This window comes from Neisseria sicca, from assembly GCF_014054945.1.
GTDB classification, from domain to species: Bacteria; Pseudomonadota; Gammaproteobacteria; order Burkholderiales; family Neisseriaceae; genus Neisseria; species Neisseria sicca.
The window spans coordinates 792,381-810,128 of sequence record NZ_CP059566.1; the positions used below are offsets into that span (position 1 = coordinate 792,381).

At 49.0% G+C, this 17,748-nt stretch carries 16 protein-coding genes and 2 pseudogenes; 6 read left to right on the forward strand and 12 right to left on the reverse strand.

Translation table 11 applies throughout. The features are described from left to right. The first annotated feature begins 234 nt into the window (after positions 1–234). The gene (radC, locus tag H3L95_RS03875; RefSeq protein WP_003759908.1) at positions 235–915 is read left to right on the forward strand and encodes a RadC family protein; all 681 of its coding nucleotides are present in this window, start codon (positions 235–237) and stop codon (positions 913–915) included. A 55-nt stretch (positions 916–970) separates the two neighbouring features. On the opposite strand, the pseudogene H3L95_RS03880 reads toward radC, so the two are convergent. Beyond that, positions 971–1,102 (reverse strand): annotated as a pseudogene (locus tag H3L95_RS03880) (IS5/IS1182 family transposase); the annotation flags it as partial. Between the two features lie 249 nt (positions 1,103–1,351). On the opposite strand from H3L95_RS03880, the gene clpB reads away from it, so the two are divergent. After that, the gene (gene clpB / locus H3L95_RS03885) at positions 1,352–3,925 is read left to right on the forward strand and encodes an ATP-dependent chaperone ClpB (RefSeq protein ID WP_182096209.1); all 2,574 of its coding nucleotides are present in this window, start codon (positions 1,352–1,354) and stop codon (positions 3,923–3,925) included. 172 nt (positions 3,926–4,097) lie between these two features. Further along, positions 4,098–4,945 (forward strand): IS630 family transposase gene (locus H3L95_RS03890; RefSeq protein WP_182096210.1). Its coding sequence is split into 2 segments (ribosomal slippage): positions 4,098–4,413 and positions 4,413–4,945, totalling 849 coding nucleotides; the frame shifts between segments, so codons are not numbered across the junction. 150 nt (positions 4,946–5,095) lie between these two features. Here H3L95_RS03890 and H3L95_RS03895 read toward each other — a convergent pair. Both H3L95_RS03895 and H3L95_RS03900 read right to left on the reverse strand, forming a co-directional pair. Further along, positions 5,096–5,401 (reverse strand): hypothetical protein, encoded by a 306-nt coding sequence (locus tag H3L95_RS03895; protein WP_003755220.1) that lies wholly within the window; start codon positions 5,399–5,401, stop codon positions 5,096–5,098. Positions 5,402–5,695: 294 nt separating this feature from the next. After that, positions 5,696–6,703 (reverse strand): annotated as a pseudogene (locus tag H3L95_RS03900) (IS5 family transposase). A gap of 212 nt (positions 6,704–6,915) precedes the next feature. Here H3L95_RS03900 and H3L95_RS03905 point away from each other — a divergent pair. The 3 genes from H3L95_RS03905 to H3L95_RS14180 all read left to right on the forward strand — a co-directional run bounded on the left by H3L95_RS03905 (position 6,916) and on the right by H3L95_RS14180 (position 8,373). Further along, positions 6,916–7,266, forward strand: a complete 351-nt coding sequence (locus tag H3L95_RS03905) for a helix-turn-helix domain-containing protein (protein WP_003756620.1) — start codon at positions 6,916–6,918, stop codon at positions 7,264–7,266. Continuing rightward, positions 7,170–8,066: an IS3 family transposase gene (locus H3L95_RS03910; RefSeq protein ID WP_040668650.1), complete on the forward strand. Its 897-nt coding sequence runs from the start codon at positions 7,170–7,172 to the stop codon at positions 8,064–8,066. The genes H3L95_RS03905 and H3L95_RS03910 overlap by 97 nt, the downstream gene beginning before the upstream one ends. A gap of 193 nt (positions 8,067–8,259) precedes the next feature. Further along, positions 8,260–8,373: an IS3 family transposase gene (locus H3L95_RS14180; RefSeq protein ID WP_374968199.1), complete on the forward strand. Its 114-nt coding sequence runs from the start codon at positions 8,260–8,262 to the stop codon at positions 8,371–8,373. Positions 8,374–8,466: 93 nt separating this feature from the next. Here the strand turns inward: H3L95_RS14180 and ispG are convergent, their stop codons facing one another. The 9 genes from ispG to cmk all read right to left on the reverse strand — a co-directional run bounded on the left by ispG (position 8,467) and on the right by cmk (position 17,585). Then, on the reverse strand, positions 8,467–9,732 hold the full coding sequence (gene ispG, locus H3L95_RS03920) for a flavodoxin-dependent (E)-4-hydroxy-3-methylbut-2-enyl-diphosphate synthase (protein WP_003759216.1): 1,266 nt from the start codon (positions 9,730–9,732) through the stop codon (positions 8,467–8,469). 2 nt (positions 9,733–9,734) lie between these two features. Further along, positions 9,735–10,607, reverse strand: coding sequence for a helix-turn-helix domain-containing protein (locus H3L95_RS03925; RefSeq protein ID WP_003759215.1), 873 nt, complete (start codon positions 10,605–10,607; stop codon positions 9,735–9,737). Positions 10,608–10,611: 4 nt separating this feature from the next. Beyond that, positions 10,612–11,367 (reverse strand): type IV pilus biogenesis/stability protein PilW, encoded by a 756-nt coding sequence (pilW, locus tag H3L95_RS03930; protein ID WP_003759214.1) that lies wholly within the window; start codon positions 11,365–11,367, stop codon positions 10,612–10,614. 2 nt (positions 11,368–11,369) lie between these two features. Continuing rightward, complete coding sequence (gene rlmN / locus H3L95_RS03935; protein ID WP_003759212.1) at positions 11,370–12,464, reverse strand: dual-specificity RNA methyltransferase RlmN; 1,095 nt, start codon at positions 12,462–12,464, stop codon at positions 11,370–11,372. A gap of 260 nt (positions 12,465–12,724) precedes the next feature. Further along, positions 12,725–13,150, reverse strand: a complete 426-nt coding sequence (gene ndk, locus H3L95_RS03940) for a nucleoside-diphosphate kinase (RefSeq protein WP_003759208.1) — start codon at positions 13,148–13,150, stop codon at positions 12,725–12,727. 118 nt (positions 13,151–13,268) lie between these two features. After that, on the reverse strand, positions 13,269–14,405 hold the full coding sequence (gene zapE, locus H3L95_RS03945) for a cell division protein ZapE (protein ID WP_003759206.1): 1,137 nt from the start codon (positions 14,403–14,405) through the stop codon (positions 13,269–13,271). Between the two features lie 354 nt (positions 14,406–14,759). Then, positions 14,760–15,074, reverse strand: a complete 315-nt coding sequence (locus tag H3L95_RS03955) for an integration host factor subunit beta (protein WP_003744632.1) — start codon at positions 15,072–15,074, stop codon at positions 14,760–14,762. A gap of 10 nt (positions 15,075–15,084) precedes the next feature. Beyond that, complete coding sequence (gene rpsA, locus H3L95_RS03960; RefSeq protein WP_003759201.1) at positions 15,085–16,770, reverse strand: 30S ribosomal protein S1; 1,686 nt, start codon at positions 16,768–16,770, stop codon at positions 15,085–15,087. Between the two features lie 155 nt (positions 16,771–16,925). Next, a complete protein-coding gene (gene cmk, locus H3L95_RS03965; RefSeq protein ID WP_003759198.1) occupies positions 16,926–17,585 on the reverse strand; it encodes a (d)CMP kinase in 660 nt (219 codons plus the stop codon). Positions 17,586–17,748: the final 163 nt, after the last annotated feature.

Consider the following 17,748-nt stretch of genomic DNA (forward strand, 5'->3'; position numbering starts at 1 on the left):
ATCCATACGGGAGAATAAGGAAAGGCAATCGCTTTCACAAGCGAAGTTGAGCGCGTTGTTTTTATGCAATTAATTTATATGGATATTATGCTTATATTTTAAATATTCATTCAAAATATAATAAAATATGAAATATTTACATTAATTGCTTGATAAGCATTTCGTTGCAGCAAGTGCAATAACAAGCAGATTTTCAAATGGATTTTTCCGTGAATTTTCACGCAAGGGGTAAACATGAGTATCAAACAATGGCCTGAAGGCGAGCGGCCGCGCGAGAAATTGTTGGCACGCGGAGCGGGTGCGTTGAGCGATGCTGAGTTGCTGGCGATTTTGCTGCGGGTCGGGACGCGCGGGATGAGCGCGGTGGATTTGGCGCGTTATCTGCTGAACGAGTTTGGCAGCTTGGGCAAGCTGATGAGCGCCGACGCTAAAACGCTTTCCGCATACAAGGGCATGGGTTTGGCGAGTTTTACCCAATTTGCCGTCGTCAAAGAAATCGGCAGGCGGATTTTGGGCGAGGATTTACAGGAGAACATCACGCTTTCCAGTCCGAAAGCCGTTGCCGACTATCTGCGCCTGCATTTAGGGCACGAAAAGATAGAAGTCAGCACCGCGCTTTTGCTCAACCGCCAAAACAGGCTGATTGCCATGCGCGAACTCTCGCGCGGAACGGTGGCAGAAAATACCGTCTATATCAGGGAAATCGTCAAGCTCGCATTGGACGAATACGCCGACAGCCTGATTATCGCGCATAATCATCCCGGCGGTTCGGCAACGCCTTCGCAATCCGATATTGCGTTCACAGGTCGTCTGAAACAGGCTTTGGCATTGGTTGATGTCTCGCTTTTGGATCATTTTATTGTCACGGCGAAAGAAGTCTGCTCGATGCGGGAGCGGGGGTATATGGAAGGGTAAAAAGGCGTTTTGTCGGAGCCTGATGATAGCGGTTTGTCTTGTTTTGATATTATGCGAACAGATTGTTTAGATAGTATAGTGGATTAACTTTAAACCAGTACGGCGTTGCCTCGCCTTGCCGTACTATCTGTACTGTCTGCGGCTTCGTCGCCTTGTCCTGATTTAAATTTAATCCACTATATTTGGTCGCCCAAAAGGTCGTCTGAAAATGTTTTCAGACGACCTTTTTGCTAATTTGAAAGTCTTTATTTTTTATGTCAGCAATCTGTTATGAACTTGAACAATAAAAGTTATGCACAGATTTTATAATAATAATTTCAATATAAAACATATAGATATTAAAAATTTTCTATCCTAATAAAATTTTGCTATTGAGTTATCCACATTTGGGTCTATATTGGGTGTAACGAAATTCTAACCAAAGGAAACCAAAAAGATGAGATTCGACAAATTGACCGCCAAATTCCAACAAGCCCTTGCAGAAGCTCAGAGTTTGGCATTGGCTGCGGACAGCAGCTATCTGGAAGCGGGCTTCGTGCTGAAAGCCCTGCTTGATGACCAAAACAGCGGAGCTGCCGCGATCTTGGCTCATGCGGGCGTGAATGTGCCGCAGGTGAAACAGCGTTTGCAGCAGCATTTAAACAGCCTGCCTAAAGTGTCCGGCCAGGGTGGCGACATTCTGCCCAGCCGCGAATTGCAGGCGGTGTTGAACCTGATGGACAAAGCCGCAACCAAACGCGGCGATGCCTATATCGCCAGCGAACTTTTCCTGCTCGCCTTAGTGCAGCAGAACGATGCGACCGGCAAAATCTTGAAAGAAGCCGGCGCGACCGAACAAAACATCAATGCCGCGATTGACGCGGTACGAGGAGGACAAAACGTGAACGATGCCAATGCTGAAGACCAACGCGACGCTCTGAAAAAATACACGCTCGACCTGACCCAGCGCGCCCGCGACGGCAAACTTGACCCCGTTATCGGCCGCGACGACGAAATCCGCCGCGCGATTCAGGTGCTGCAACGCCGCACTAAAAACAACCCCGTGCTGATTGGTGAACCGGGTGTGGGTAAAACCGCCATTGTCGAAGGTTTGGCGCAACGCATAGTTAACGGCGAAGTGCCCGAATCCCTGCGCAACAAACGCCTGCTGGTTTTGGACTTGGCGGCATTGATTGCCGGTGCGAAATACCGTGGCGAATTTGAAGAACGCTTGAAAGGCGTGTTGAATGATTTGGCGAAAGACGACGGCAATACCCTGATTTTCATCGATGAAATCCATACTTTGGTCGGTGCGGGCAAAACCGACGGCGCGATGGACGCGGGCAATATGCTGAAACCGGCTTTGGCCCGCGGCGAACTGCACTGCATCGGCGCGACCACTTTGGACGAATACCGCCAATACATCGAAAAAGACGCGGCACTCGAACGCCGCTTCCAAAAAGTATTGGTCGGCGAGCCCAGCGTGGAAGACACCATCGCCATCCTGCGCGGCTTGCAGGAACGCTATGAAATCCACCACGGCATCGACATCACCGACCCTGCCATCGTTGCCGCCGCAGAATTGAGCGACCGCTACATTACCGACCGCTTCCTGCCCGACAAAGCGATTGATTTGATTGACGAAGCTGCCAGCCGCATCAAAATGGAGCTGGACAGCAAACCCGAGCAGATGGACAAACTCGACCGTCGTATCATCCAGCTCAAAATGGAAAAAATGCACGTTGCCAAAGAGAGCGATGACGCCAGCAAAAAACGTTTGGAACTGATAGACGAAGAAATCGACGGTCTGCAAAAAGAATACGCCGATTTGGACGAAATCTGGAAAGCCGAAAAAGCCGCCTCTTCCAGCACCGCCGACATCAAGAAACAGATGGACGACATCAAAGTCAAAATAGAGCAGGCCAAACGCCAAGGCGACTTCGCCCGCGCGTCCGAGCTCGAATACGGCGAGTTGCCGAAATTAGGCGCACAGTTGCAGGCGGCGGAAAGCAACCCCGACGGTAAAAAACAAAACAAACTCTTCCGCACCGAAGTCGGCGCGGACGAAGTAGCCGAAATCGTATCGCGTATGACCGGTATCCCCGTGTCCAAAATGATGGAAGGTGAACGCGACAAGCTGCTGAAAATGGAAGAAGTATTGCACCGCCGCGTGGTCGGACAGGACGAAGCCGTGCGTGCCGTGTCCGACGCCATCCGCCGCAGCCGTTCCGGCCTTGCCGATCCGAATAAACCCTACGGCAGCTTCCTGTTCCTAGGCCCGACCGGCGTGGGCAAAACCGAGTTGTGCAAAGCCTTGGCAGGCTTCCTGTTTGACAGCGAAGACCACCTCATCCGTATCGACATGTCTGAATACATGGAAAAACATGCCGTTGCCCGCTTAATTGGCGCGCCTCCGGGCTATGTCGGCTACGAAGAGGGCGGCTACCTGACCGAACAAGTGCGCCGCAAACCGTACAGCGTGATTCTTTTGGACGAAGTGGAAAAAGCCCATCCCGACGTGTTCAACATCCTGTTGCAAGTATTGGATGACGGTCGTTTGACCGACGGACAAGGCCGCACCGTGGATTTCAAAAACACTGTTATCGTCATGACTTCCAACATCGGCAGCCAGCACATTCAACAAATGGGTACGCAGGACTACGAAGCCGTGAAAGAAGCGGTGATGGAAGAAGTGAAAGCCTACTTCCGCCCCGAAATGATCAACCGTATCGACGAAGTGGTTGTGTTCCACGGACTGAATCAGGAGAATATCCGCAACATCGCGAAAATCCAGCTCAAAGGCTTGGAAAAACGTTTGGAAGCGCAGCACCTGCACCTGAAAGTGGACGATGCCGCCTTGGATTTGATTGCCAAAGCCGGTTTCGACCCCGTGTACGGCGCCCGCCCGCTCAAACGCGCCATCCAGTCGGAAATCGAAAACCCGCTGGCCAAAGCCCTGCTCGAAGGCAAATACGCGCCCGACAGCACGATTCATGTGAAAGAAGAGGGCGGCAAGCTGGTGTTTGCCTGATTTGAGTGTAGATTGAGATAAAGTGATGAAAAGGTCGTCTGAAAACTGTTGGCGCGAAGTCCACTGATTTCAGACGACCTATTAGGTTATTGTTCAATTTATACGTTTTGTATAGTGGATTATAGTCAATTAAAAACAAAATAGTACAATACTCAACTTTGAAGGTCTAACCATGGCATACTCTGCGGACTTAAGAAACAAAGCTTTAAACTATTACGAACAATGCAAAAACATCAGCCAAACCGCAGCAACGTTTAACTTGTCAAGAAACACGCTTTACCTGTGGATTCGCCTTAAAAAGCAAACAGGCAGCCTAAAACATCAAGTTACCGGTCTAAATGCCGTCAAATTGGATAGGCAAAAACTGGCTCAATATGTTGGGCAACACCCGGATGCCTATCTGCATGAAATCGCCAAACATTTTGATTGTACGGCAGCCGCCGTTTGCTATGCACTCAAACAGATGGGGATGACGCGCAAAAAAAGACCACCACTTACAAAGAACAAGATCCGGCCAAAGTAACGCATTATTTGACACAGCTGGCCGAATTTTCCGACTACCAACGTGTTTATTTGGATGAAACAGGATTTGACCGCTACCTGTTCCGTCCCTATGCCCGCAGCCCGAAAGGGCAAATAGTGAAAGCGCAGATAAGTGGAAAAAGATACCGACGCTTATCTCTGGTGTCCGCACAAGTCGGCAACCGGCTGATTGCTCCGATGGTTTATCAAGATACGATGACCGGAGTTTTTTTTGAAGCGTGGTTTCAGCAATGCCTACTGCCCGCATTGACTCAAAAATCGGTGATTATTTTAGATAATGCACGATTTCACCGTATGGGTGTCTTACGGGAAATGGCGGAAAAATGGGGACATAAGGTATTGCCTCTTGCACCTTATTCACCTGAGCTCAACCCGATTGAGAAGGTGTGGGCGAATATTAAGCGGTATCTGCGAACCGTATTGTCTGATTACGCCCGATTTGACGATGCGCTACTGTCCTATTTTGATTTTAATTGACTATAAATTTAAATCAGGACAAGGCGACGAAGCCGCAGACAGTACAGATAGTACGGAACCGATTCACTTGGTGCTTCAGCACCTTAGAGAATCGTTCTCTTTGAGCTAAGGCGAGGCAACGCCGTACTGGTTTAAAGTTAATCCACTATATCATAAGGTTTTCATATTAAAAGATATTACTTGTGATACCAAATCGTTGTTATCAAAAAATACAATTATCCGATTGTTATCATAATCTCCATCAGTATCCGGCAACCAGCATACGGAAATATGTGAATTCTGATAATTTGAGTCGTAATAATCAGAATCAAAAAAATATTTAATTTCAACCCATTTTCCGCAAGGAAATTCAAATAATCTTTTTAAATAATCGTTCTTTTTTTCTAAAACAAAATCATCTAATAACAAATCTAATTCGACTGCTGATTTAAGCTCTTCATCTGAGGAAGGTTTCATGATGTCTCCTTATTAAACAAATGATTTAAGATGAACAATTGCTTCTAATTACCTAACCAATCTTACCTGCATTGATAGCTTCCGGTAAGTTTTATAGTGGATTAACTTTAAACCAGTACGGCGTTGCCTCGCCTTGCCGTACTATCTGAGACCTTTGCAAAAAAGCCCTTCCTCCGACAACCGAAACCCCAACACAGGTTTTCGGCTGTTTTCGTTTCAAATATCCACTGATTCTACCCAAACACCCCCTTAATCCTCCCCGGACGCCCCATAATCAGGCATCCGGGCCGCCTTTTAGGTGGCAACAGGCACACTTAGCCTGTTAGCCGCTTTAAACAGGTTCAAACACATCGCCTTCAGATGGCTTTGCGCACTCACTTTGAGCAGACCAAAATAGGCTGCCCGGGCGTAGCGGAATTTACGGTGCAGCGTACCGAAGCTTTGTTCGACCACATAACGGGTCTTCGACAAATATCGGTTGCGTTTGGTTTGCGCCTCCGTCAGCGGACGGTTGCGGTGGGCTTTGCGCATAATGCCGTCTAACAACTGATGCTCTTTCAGATGTTGCCGGTTTTCCTTGCTGTCGTAGCCTTTGTCGGCATAGACGGTCGTACCTTCGGCAATGCCTTCCAACAAAGACGACAGATGGTTGCACTCATGGACATTGGCGGGGGTAATCTGCAGTTTCCCGATATAGCCTTCCTCATCGGTACGGGTATGTTGTTTGTAACCGAGTCTGTATAAACCGTTTTTCTTTGTCTAACGGGCATCTTTATCTTTGCTCGGTGTGGTTTGGCCGCTGACTTGCCCTTCTTCATCGACTTCTATGGCCTGACGCTGTTTGCTGCCGGCGGTCTGAATAATGGTGGCATCAATGACGGCGGCGGATGCCTTCTCTACTTTTAGGTTTTTTTCGGCCAGTTGTCGGTTAATCAGTTCCAGCAATTCGGACAAGGTGTCGTCTTGCGCCAGCCAGTTGCGGTAGCGGCATAAGGTGCTGTAATCGGGGATGCTCAGTTCGTCAAAACGGCAAAACAGGTTGAAGTCGATGCGGGTGATGAGGCTGTGTTCGAGTTCGGGATCGGAGAGGCTGTGCCATTGTCCGAGCAGGACGGCTTTGAACATGGACAACAGGGGATAGGCGGGACGGCCGCGGTGGTCTCTAAGGTAACGGGTTCTTTGACGATTCAGGTATTGTTCGATCGGTTGCCAATCAATCACCTGATCCAACTTCAATAGTGGGAAGCGGTCGATGTGTTTGGCAATCATGGCTTGTGCGGTTTGCTGGAAGAAGGTGCTCATGAGAAATCCCCTAAATGTCTTGGTGGGAATTTAGGGGATTTTGGGGAATTTTGCAAAGGTCTCTATCTGTACTGTCTGCGGCTTCGTCGTCTTGTCCTGATTTAAATTTAATCCACTATACAGTGTGGTTACGTCATTAAGGTCGTCTGAAAAACGTGAACTGCACCCCAAAAGTTGGACATCCCCTCCAACTCACAAGGTGCAGTTTTTTTATGAGCAAATATACATTACACTTCAAATACCAAGCCGTACTCCACTACCTGCATATACGCAGCCAACAGCGTACCGCAGATCACTACGGCATTTCCCGAACCCACCTGAGACGATGGATACGCGCCTATCAAGAAGGCGGCATCGGCGCACTCGAACATCCCCAATCCAAAACCATGCCCCAACATCGAAAAAACCCCTTCATCGCAGATAAACCCGACCAAGAAAAAACGCAGGCAGAGCTTATTGAAGAGTTGTGCTATATGCGCGCAGAGGTCGCCTACCTAAAGGAGTTAAAAGCCCTCAGCCAAAAGCAGACCGCAAAGGACAAAGCCAAACCGTCCAAACACTGAGGGCGCAACACCCGCTCAAATACCTGCTGCACATCGCAAACCTGCCTAAAAGCAGCTTTTACTACCACCACCAAAACCGACCCGACCCCGACGAAGCCGACAAAGCCCTCCTTGTCGAAACCTACCGGCGGCATAAAGGACGCTACGGACAAAGGCGCATTGCCGCAGCATTGGGTTGGAACCGCAAAAAAGCGGCGCGATTGATGAAGCAGTTGGAACTGAAAGCCCTCATACGGGCGAAAAAAGCCTACCGCCATCCCGCTATGGGCGAAATATCGGAAAACCTCCTCAAACGCCTATTCAAAGCTGAAAAGCCCAACGAAAAATGGCTGACCGACGTTACCGAACTCAAAGGGAAGGACGGCAAACTGTACCTCTCACCAATCTTGGACTTGTTCAACCGCGAGATCGTCGCCTACGCCATGAGCCGCAGAGCCGACAGCGAAATGGTGAAGGAAATGCTCGAAAAAGCCGCACCCCGTCTGACTGATAAAGGAACGATGCTTCATTCGGACCAAGGTGTGCTGTACCGTACGGCGGGGTATAGGAAATTGATTGCAAAACATTCCATGGTTCAAAGCATGTCGCGAAAGGCGAACTGTTGGGACAATGCGCCGATGGAAAGCTTCTTTGCGGTGTTGAAGACGGAGTGTTTCTATAACGCAGGTGAATTGACGGTGGACGGATTGATGAAACAGGTAGACGATTATATAGACTACTACAACCGGGAGCGTTGCAGTTTGAAATTGAAAAAGCTGAGTCCTGTCGCATACAGAACCCAGCTTGCACAGAGTGCCTGAATAGGCTTTTATGAGTGTCCAAGATTTGGGGGCCAGTTCAATTTTCAGACGACCTTAATGCTTGATTGGGGTTCGTACTTAAGCCTCTATCCAAGGGATGCAGCTCAAAGGGAACTTTGGGAATAATGCGCCGATGCAGGGCTTCTTTGCGGTAATGAAGACAGATTGTTTTGCCGTGCAGGGGGAATTGATGATGGACGAATTGATGAAACAGATAGAGGATTATATGGATTCCTATAATCAGGAACGTTGCAGTTCGAAATTGAAAAGCCGGGTCCTGTCACATATAGAACCCGGCTTATTATAGAGCGATTGAATAGGCTTTTATGAATGTCCAAGACCTTCGGAGCAGTTCAGTTTTTGCCCGAACGTTTTTCAGACGACCTTTTATCTATGTTTATCAAGCAGACTGTATCGGGATGATACGGTTTTGACTGCGTTTGGCACCGCCTTCGCAATAGTTGGTTTTGACGTATTCTTCGACAATTTCCAAGAATTCGGCTGCGATGTTGTCGCCTTTTAAAGTCACTTTGCGTTCTCCGTCAACATAAACCGGTGCAACAGGGGTTTCGCCGGTTCCGGGCAGGCTGATGCCGATGTCTGCCAGTTTGCTTTCGCCCGGTCCGTTAACGACACAGCCCATGACGGCAACGTTTAAAGATTCCACACCGGGGTAAAGGGTGCGCCATACGGTCATTTTTTGGCGAAGGTAATTTTGTACGTCTTGGGCAAGCTCTTGGAAGACTGTGCTGGTGGTGCGTCCGCAGCCCGGGCAGGCGGTAACCATGGGGGTAAACGAGCGCAGTCCCATGGTTTGTAGAATTTCCTGACCGACGATGACTTCCTGCGTGCGTGAACTGCCGGGTTCGGGGGTCAGGGAAATGCGGATAGTGTCGCCGATGCCTTCTTGAAGCAGTACGGCCAAGGCGGCAGTCGAAGCGACAATGCCTTTGCTGCCCATGCCTGCTTCCGTCAAGCCTAAGTGGAGCGGATATTGGCAGCGGCTGCCCAGCTCGCGGTAAACCTGAATCAAATCTTGAACGGAGCTGACCTTGCACGACAAGATGATTTTGTTTTCAGGCAAACCTAATCGGACGGCTTTTTCAGCAGATTCCAACGCCGAAATAATCAAGGCTTCTTTCATGATTTCTTCGGGCGGTTTGGGCGATGAGGACGCCAGATTGGCATCCATCATGCGCTTGGCGAGGCTTTGGTCAAGCGAGCCCCAGTTGACGCCGATACGGACGGCTTTGTCGTTTTCGGCGGCAGTCCGAATCATATAGGCAAATTTTTCATCGCCTTTTGCGCCTTTGCCGACATTGCCGGGGTTGATGCGGTATTTGGACAAGGCTTTGCCGCACTCGGGAAATTCTGCCAACAGACGTTCGCCATTGAAATGGAAGTCGCCAATCAGCGGGGTGGTGTAACCCATGTCGTCCAAACGTTGGCGGATTTCGGCAACTTTGGAGGCGGCTTCCGGGCTATTGACGGTAATGCGCACCATTTCTGAGCCTGCATCGCTCAATTCTTTGACTTGCAGGGCGGTTGCTTTAGCATCTGCGGTGTCGGTATTGGTCATCGATTGCACGACAACGGGTGCATCCGAACCGACGATGAGATGATCGATTTGTACTTGATGGGTTTGGCGGCGTTTGGGTGTGTTCATCTTTATTTTTTTCCTGCTACAAAGGAAGCTGATTTTTCACCGGCAACCCGGTATTCTGCCAGATTGATGGTTGTCCCGCCGTAATTGGCTTGTGCGCCTGTGGCAATACCGATCCAGACATTGTAGGGTGCACCGCCTTTAAAACGCCTTTCGCTTCCTGCGGGAATGATCCGGCTGAAAATCATGGTACCTTTCTTGTCGGTGATAATCAGATTGCTTCGGTATTGGACTTTAATCCAAAGCTCGTCTGAATCGACTTTGACTTCAGGTGCGGATGCCGCTGCTTCGGATGCGGCGACACTTGAAGCTGCTTTTTCGGCATTGGATATTTCTTGTTTGCCGTTTTCTGCCATATTGGAAACGGCAACATTTTCTTTTTTCAAATCCGGCGTCTGCATACTGTTGCGTACTGCATCGCTGTTTTGCGCGACTTGTTGTTCGTTTTCATGATTGGACTTGCTTTGCCAAACATAAATACCGCCACCAAGCAGGATGAACGCTGCTACGCCCAAAACCCATTTGGGAAAGCCGACTTTTTCACCATCTTGGTAGTTTAAGCCGGTATTTTGTTTGCGGTCTACCAGATAGACATGGTCTTCTTCCGGCGCGGAAATGGCTTTCAGACGACCTGTAATGGTTGCTTCATCGATTTTCAACAGACGGGCATAAGAACGCAGATAGCCCATAACGAAGACCAATCCTGAAAAGAAAGAATAGTCTCCTTTTTCAAGTGCTTCAATTTGTTCGGCAGACAGTTTCAACCGTCGTGCTACTTCGTCAATATCCCAACCTGATTTGTGTCTGAGTTGTCCCAGCTCATCACCCAATGATTTGGCAGCTTGAATGTCGTATTCGTTTTTCTTTTGATTTTCCATGTAGTTACTTACCTGTGGTTACTGCCTGTAATTGTTCCGAATAGGGGAAGTTTGCCCTTAACTGGGCTTCGTATTCGTAGGCTGCCTGGCTATTGCCCAAAGCGGTTGCCAATTTCCAACCCAGCAGCAAATCATCTGCCTGCAAAACATCGACTTTGCTTTGGTATTGGCGGAAATAATAGTCCGCTTCGTTTAAATTGCCTGCCAGCATTTTGGTTCTTGCCAATTCTTTAAACGCAGGCGGGAATTGAGGTTGCGCAGCCAAAGAGCGTTCAAGATAAGCTTCTGCCAGCGAATATTGGCCCATCTTCGCGCTGCAAATGCCCTTGTTGAGGTTGGCGATAAACGGAGAAGGATAAGTCGGATCGGCCAGGGCTTTGTCAAAATAACTGATGGACTGGGCAGGATTATTCATCTCGCTGCACAAGAACCAGCCGTAGTTATTGTTGATTTCCGCATTGTCAGGTTTCAAAGATAGGGCTTTTTGGAAGCTTTCCTGCGCCTTTTCGCGCACTTTGAGATATTGATAGATTTGCGCGCGAACCAGCCATGCATCTTCATTGCTGCTGTCCGCTTTCAATGCCTCTTCAATGCTTACCGTTGCTTGACGGTAATCGCCCCCGCGCATGTATTCGATAGCCAACTGGGTTTTGATATTGGCGACCTGTGTCGCGCGTTCCGCTCTGCTTGGGCCTTTCGGGCCGGCACATGCGCCCAAAACCAAAGTTAAAATAATGGGTTGCCAAATGTTCAGTTTCATAATCAGCTCTGTTGTTCAACCAAAATCTGCTGCCATTTTTGTTGGCGGCGTGTTTTATCTTGTACTTGTCCTGCCAATTGACCGCAAGCTGCGTCAATATCGTCGCCACGCGTTTTGCGGACGGTTACCACGAATCCTGCCTGCTGCAAAATATCGCGGAAAACGCGGATATTTTCATTGGTAGATCGTTCGTAGCCGGAATTGGGGAAAGGATTGAACGGAATCAGATTGAATTTGCACGGTACGTCTTTTACCAGCTCAATCAGTTCGCGCGCATGCTGCGCCTTGTCGTTGACTCCGTCCAACATAACGTATTCAAAAGTAATGAAATCTCTTGGTGCTTTGACCAAATAGCGTTGACATGCCGCCATCAATTCTTTCAACGGATATTTTTTATTCAGCGGAACGATTTGGTCGCGCACTTCGTCGTTGGAAGCATGAAGGGATACTGCCAGCGCAACAGGCATCGCATCGCGCAGCCTGTCCATTTGCGGCACCATACCCGATGTGGAAACGGTAACGCGGCGGCGGCTGAGGCCGTAGCCATGATCGTCCAGCATGATGCTCAGCGCAGTAACGACATTTTCAAAGTTCGCCATTGGCTCACCCATGCCCATCATGACTACATTGGAAATCACGCGTTCGTTTTTCGGCGTAACGCCCATTGCTTTATTTGCCCACCACAGTTGCCCAATGATTTCGGCAGCGGTCAGATTACGGTTGAAACCTTGGCGGCCGGTAGAACAGAAGGTGCATTCCAATGCGCAGCCGACTTGAGAGGAAATACATAACGTACCGCGTTCTGCTTCGGGAATAAACACCGTTTCCACGCCGTTGCCCGTTCCTACATCCAACAGCCATTTGCGCGTACCGTCGGTGGATTCTTGCGCCATCATCAGTTTAGGCACATCCACGCTTGCCTGTTCGTTGAGTTTCAGGCGCAGGGATTTTGCCAAATCGGTCATTTCATCGAAACTTTGCGCACCGGCTTGGTGGATCCAGCGCATGACTTGTTTGGCGCGGAACGGTTTTTCGCCCATCTCGGCAAAATGATGGGTCAGTCCGTTTAAATCGTAATTCAGCAGATTGGTTTTCATGTGGTTTATTTCTTGGTAAAGCTTTTAATAAAGGCTGTCGCGATAAATCTTGTGAATCCGGCGGATTAGGACGTTGCATAGTGGGTTTGAACATGTCCTGAATCTTGTTGAGCAAACAGCTTTTATTTCCAAGCTCCTTCTATCATATTTTCAGACGACCTCTATTTTAGAAAGGTCGTCTGAAAACAGATTTAGACAAACAATATCGACAAAACCGTCCAAACGCCCGAACCGGTCGGACGCTCGAACGGCATTCGTCGTTAACGCGGGCAGATTTCGCTTTGGCTGAAGAAGTAGGCAATCTCGATTGCTGCGTTTTCCAGACTGTCAGAACCATGTACGGCATTTACGCTGAGAGATTCGGCAAAATCGGCACGTATCGTACCGGGAGCGGCTTCCGCAGGGTTGGTCGCGCCCATCAGTTCACGGTTTTTTGCAACGGCATTTTCACCTTCCAACACCTGAATCATGACAGGGCCGCTGGTCATAAAGGCAACTAAGCTGTCGTAAAAAGGACGCTCTTTATGGACAGCATAAAACTCTTGGGCTTCGCGTACGCTGAGATGCTTCATTTTGGCTGCGACAATACGCAGTCCGTTTTCTTCAAAACGGCTGTAAATTTTGCCGATTACATTTTTACCTACAGCATCGGGTTTAACGATGGAGATCGTGCGCTCAATAGCCATATTATGTCCTTGTTTTTATTGCGTTGTGCAATAGTCTGAGGTTGGGGAAAATGAAGTGTTATTTTATCAAATTTCAGTATACTTTGGGGAAAGCCACTCTTTTTTCTTCTCCTGAATCTTATTTTTTTAACGTCAGATGCGGTTGCTCCAAATAAACTTCCGATTGCATTTCCACCATACGGCTGGCAGTACGGGTAAATTCTTCGGCGAAATCGCCTTCGACATAAATATCGTTTACGCTTACCGCGCTGGTGGCACAGAGTTTTACTCGGAAATCGTACAATACGTCAATCAGCCATGTAAGGCGGCGCGCTTCGGCTTTTTCCTGCGGCGTCAGGCGTTCCAATCCTGATACGAACACCATTTCATAATGTTCGGCCAAATAGAGGTAATCGGCTTGCGAACGCGGTCCAAAACATAAAGCGCGGAAATCGAACCAAATGGCGCGGTCGGATTGGGCTTTGTGCGGAATTTCACGCCCGTGTATTACGCTGACACCGGGATTCAGTTCGGAAATTCCCGCCATTTCTTTAAACAAATCAGCCAATTTCTGCTCGTTTTCTTCATTATTGGGAACGAAGAAAATTTCGGCAGGACGTAAAGTGCGCAGGCGGTAGTCTTCCCCCCCGTCAACATTTAAGACGGTCAGGCTGGATTCAATCAGCGCGATGGTCGGCAGAAAACTGCTTCTGTTTTGACCTTGGGGATAAAGCTCGGACGGGGCATAGTTGGAAGTTGCCACCAAAACCACACCTTCGCTCAACAAGTTTTCCAGCAGGCGACCCAGAATCATCGCATCCGCAATGTCGCTGACGTGGAATTCGTCAAAACACAATACGCGGGTCTCTTTGGCAATCTCAGCAGCAACTGCTTTTAAAGGATTGGCTTCACTTTTCAAGTCTTTCAAACGCTTATGGATTTCCGCCATAAAAGCATGAAAGTGGACACGGCGTTTGCGGCGGTATGGCAAGCAGCCGAAAAAAGCGTCCATCAAGAAACTTTTGCCGCGACCCACGCCGCCATAAAAATACAGACCTTTCGGTACTTGGGGAGAGCGCAGGCTGCGCCCTAGGAAACGATTGCGTTTGCGTTTGAACATCATCAGTTCCGTCCACAAACGATCCAAATATTCAATCGCCCGTGCCTGTGCTTCATCGCGGATGAAATTCGGTTGTTCAGCTGCCGCCTGATACCAAGTCAGCGGGCTGTGGTTTTCAAACGGAGGGGCGACAAACAGTTGACCTCTATCACTCATATCTGACCTTTATTATGTTCTTGGGTTTGATAATTATAGTGGATTAACTTTAAACCAGTACGGCGTTGCCTCGCCTTAGCTCAAAGAGAACGATTCTCTAAGGTGCTGAAGCACCAAGTGAATCGGTTCCGTACTATCTGTACGGTCTGCGGCTTCGTCGCCTTGTCCTAATTTAAAGTTAATCCACTATACGTTTTATCAACGGGCAATCATTAAAAGAAACGTATTATAGATGATTTCAGACGACCCTATGAATTTTCCATTACAAATTCCGCCCAAATTACGAAAACAATAGAGAACCATATTTTCAGACAACAAAAACGCCGCATTTTTGCGGCGTTCGTTTACTCAGGTTTAGTTGGCATTTTCTTGTAAAGCCAAGTCCACACGTTCACGCAATTCCTTACCGGGCTTGAAGTGGGGGACGTGTTTTTCAGGCACTTCCACACGTTCGCCGGTTTTGGGGTTGCGGCCGATACGGGCCGGGCGATGGTTCAAATCGAAGCTGCCGAAACCACGGATTTCAATACGCTGACCGCGAGCCAGCGAGCGGGTCATGGTATCAACCAAAACCTTTACGCTGTATTCGACGTCTTTTGCCAGCAATTGGTTACCGTTTTTCTCGGCAAAAACTTCTGCCAAACGAACCATTAATTCAGACTTCGTCATGTCTGCAACCTTATTCTTGGTCGCCGGACAGTTTGGCTTTCAGCAAGTCGCCGAGGCTGGTAGTACCTGCGCTGGCGGTTGCAGCAGCGTTGACTGAATTCAGGGCTTCGCGGTTTTCTTTAGCGTCTTTGGCTTTAACAGACAGGCGGATGCTGCGGTTTTTGCGGTCGACGGTTACGATAACGGCTTCAACCTCGTCACCTTCTTTCAGTTTGGTGGTCAGGTCTTCAACGCGGTCGGCTGCGAATTCGGAAGCAGGCAGGTAGCCTTCCACTTCGTCAGACAGGGCAACAACGGCACCTTTGGCGTCAACAGATTTCACAGAACCTTTAACCAAAGAACCTTTGTCGTTTACGCTGATGAAGTTACCGAAAGGATCGCCTTCCAGTTGTTTGATGCCCAAAGAGATGCGCTCTTTGTCAACGTCGATTGCCAATACAACGGCTTCAACTTCTTCGCCTTTTTTGTATTTGCGTACAGCTTCTTCGCCGGCTTCAGTCCAAGACAGGTCGGACAGGTGAACCAGACCGTCGATACCGCCGGGCAGGCCTACAAATACGCCGAAGTCAGTGATGGATTTAACCGCACCGGAGATTTTGTCGCCTTTGTTGTGGTTGGCGGCAAATTCTTCCCAAGGATTGGCTTGGCATTGTTTCATACCCAAAGAGATACGGCGGCGGTCTTCGTCGATTTCCAGAATCATGACTTCGACTTCGTCGCCCAATTGTACGACTTTGCTTGGGTGTACGTTTTTGTTGGTCCAGTCCATTTCGGAAACGTGTACCAAACCTTCGATACCTTGTTCGATTTCAACGAACGCACCGTAGTCGGTCAGGTTGGACACTTTACCGAACAGGCGGGTGCCTTGTGGGTAACGACGGGTCAGGCCGCTCCAAGGATCTTCGCCCAATTGTTTCATACCCAGAGAAACGCGTTGTTTGTCTTGGTCGAATTTCAGGACTTTGGCTTCAACTTCTTGACCGACTTCCAGAACTTCGCTCGGGTGTTTCACACGGCGCCATGCCAGGTCGGTGATGTGCAACAGGCCGTCGATGCCGCCCAAGTCAACGAATGCACCGTAGTCGGTGATGTTTTTAACGATACCTTTGATGATAGAGCCTTCTTGCAGGTTTTCCAGCAGGGCTTTGCGCTCTTCACCCAAAGTAGCTTCCAGAACGGCACGGCGGGAAACTACGACGTTGTTGCGTTTTTTGTCCAGTTTGATGACTTTGAATTCGATTTCTTTGCCTTCAAAGTGGGAAGTGTCTTTAACGGGACGTACGTCAACCAAAGAACCCGGCAGGAATGCGCGGATGCTGTTGATCATAACGGTCAGGCCGCCTTTGACTTTGCCATTGATAACGCCGGACAGGATGTCGCCGTTTTCCATCGCTTCTTCCAAAGCGATCCAGTCGGCAGCGCGTTTGGCTTTTTCGCGGGACAGTTTGGTTTCGCCGAAGCCGTTTTCAACGGATTCGATGGTAACGGTAACGAAATCGCCAACTTTAACTTCAATCTCGCCCTGAGCGTTTTTGAATTCAGCAACGTCAATCAGAGATTCTGATTTCAGACCTGCATTAACGGTAACGAAGTTTTGATCGATTGCCACGACTTCGGCAGTAATCACCTCACCCGGGTTCATTTCTTGCAGGGTAAAGCTTTCTTCAAGCAACTGGGCAAAATTTTCCATAGTCATATATACTCTTTTCGGTACACCGCCAAGGGGTGCGGGGTAGGTTGGAGAATGCCTGCCGCCCTTGGCACGGCAGGCTTTGAAAATAAATATTTCAGACGACCTTCGGATGCTCCAAAGGTCGTCTGAAACAAAACGAAGGGATTATACCCTAAATTTCAAACTTTATGATACCAATCAAGCACTTTTTTTACAGCTTCTTCGATACTCAGCCCGCCCGTATCCAAAAGCTCCGCGTCGGGAAGCTGCTTTAAGGGCGCGACGCTGCGGCGGCGGTCCGCTTCGTCGCGTGCCTCGATGTCCGATAAAATCCGTTCAAATTCCAAGCCTTCGCACGGAATGCCGATTTGTTTGGCGCGGCGTTCCGCCCGTATTTTCGCACCTGCGGTCAGGAAAACCTTTAATGCCGCATCGGGGAATACAACCGAACCCATATCGCGCCCGTCGGCGACCAAACCTTTTCCCGTCAGAAAATCACGCTGCCGCTGCAAAAGAGCGGCACGCACTTTCGGCAACTGCGCCACTGCAGAAGCGCCCATGCCGATGGCTTCGCTGCGGATTTGTCCCGAAACGTCTTCGTCATCCAAAAAGACCTGAGTGCCTTCAAAGCGGGCGGGCAGATTTTCCGCCAACGCGGCAACCGCCTCTTCATCGTTCCATTCCACATCCCGTTTCTTCGCATACAGCGCGGTCAGGCGGTATAACGCGCCGGAGTCCAGATAATCGAACCCTAAAGCCTGAGCGACACGGGAGGCGACCGTACCTTTTCCCGATGCACTGGGTCCGTCTATGGCGATGACTTTTTGTTTGGTATTCATATTTTGGCTTTCTGAAATAATGTAGGAGGTCGTCTGAAAGGACGTATCAGGCAGGCATTATATAGATAATTGTTTAATAATGAGAACCGAGGTCGTCTGAAAAAGCGTTTCAGACGACCTCTGGTGTCAATTGGAGCTTGGATATAAACCTGACTTTATTTGT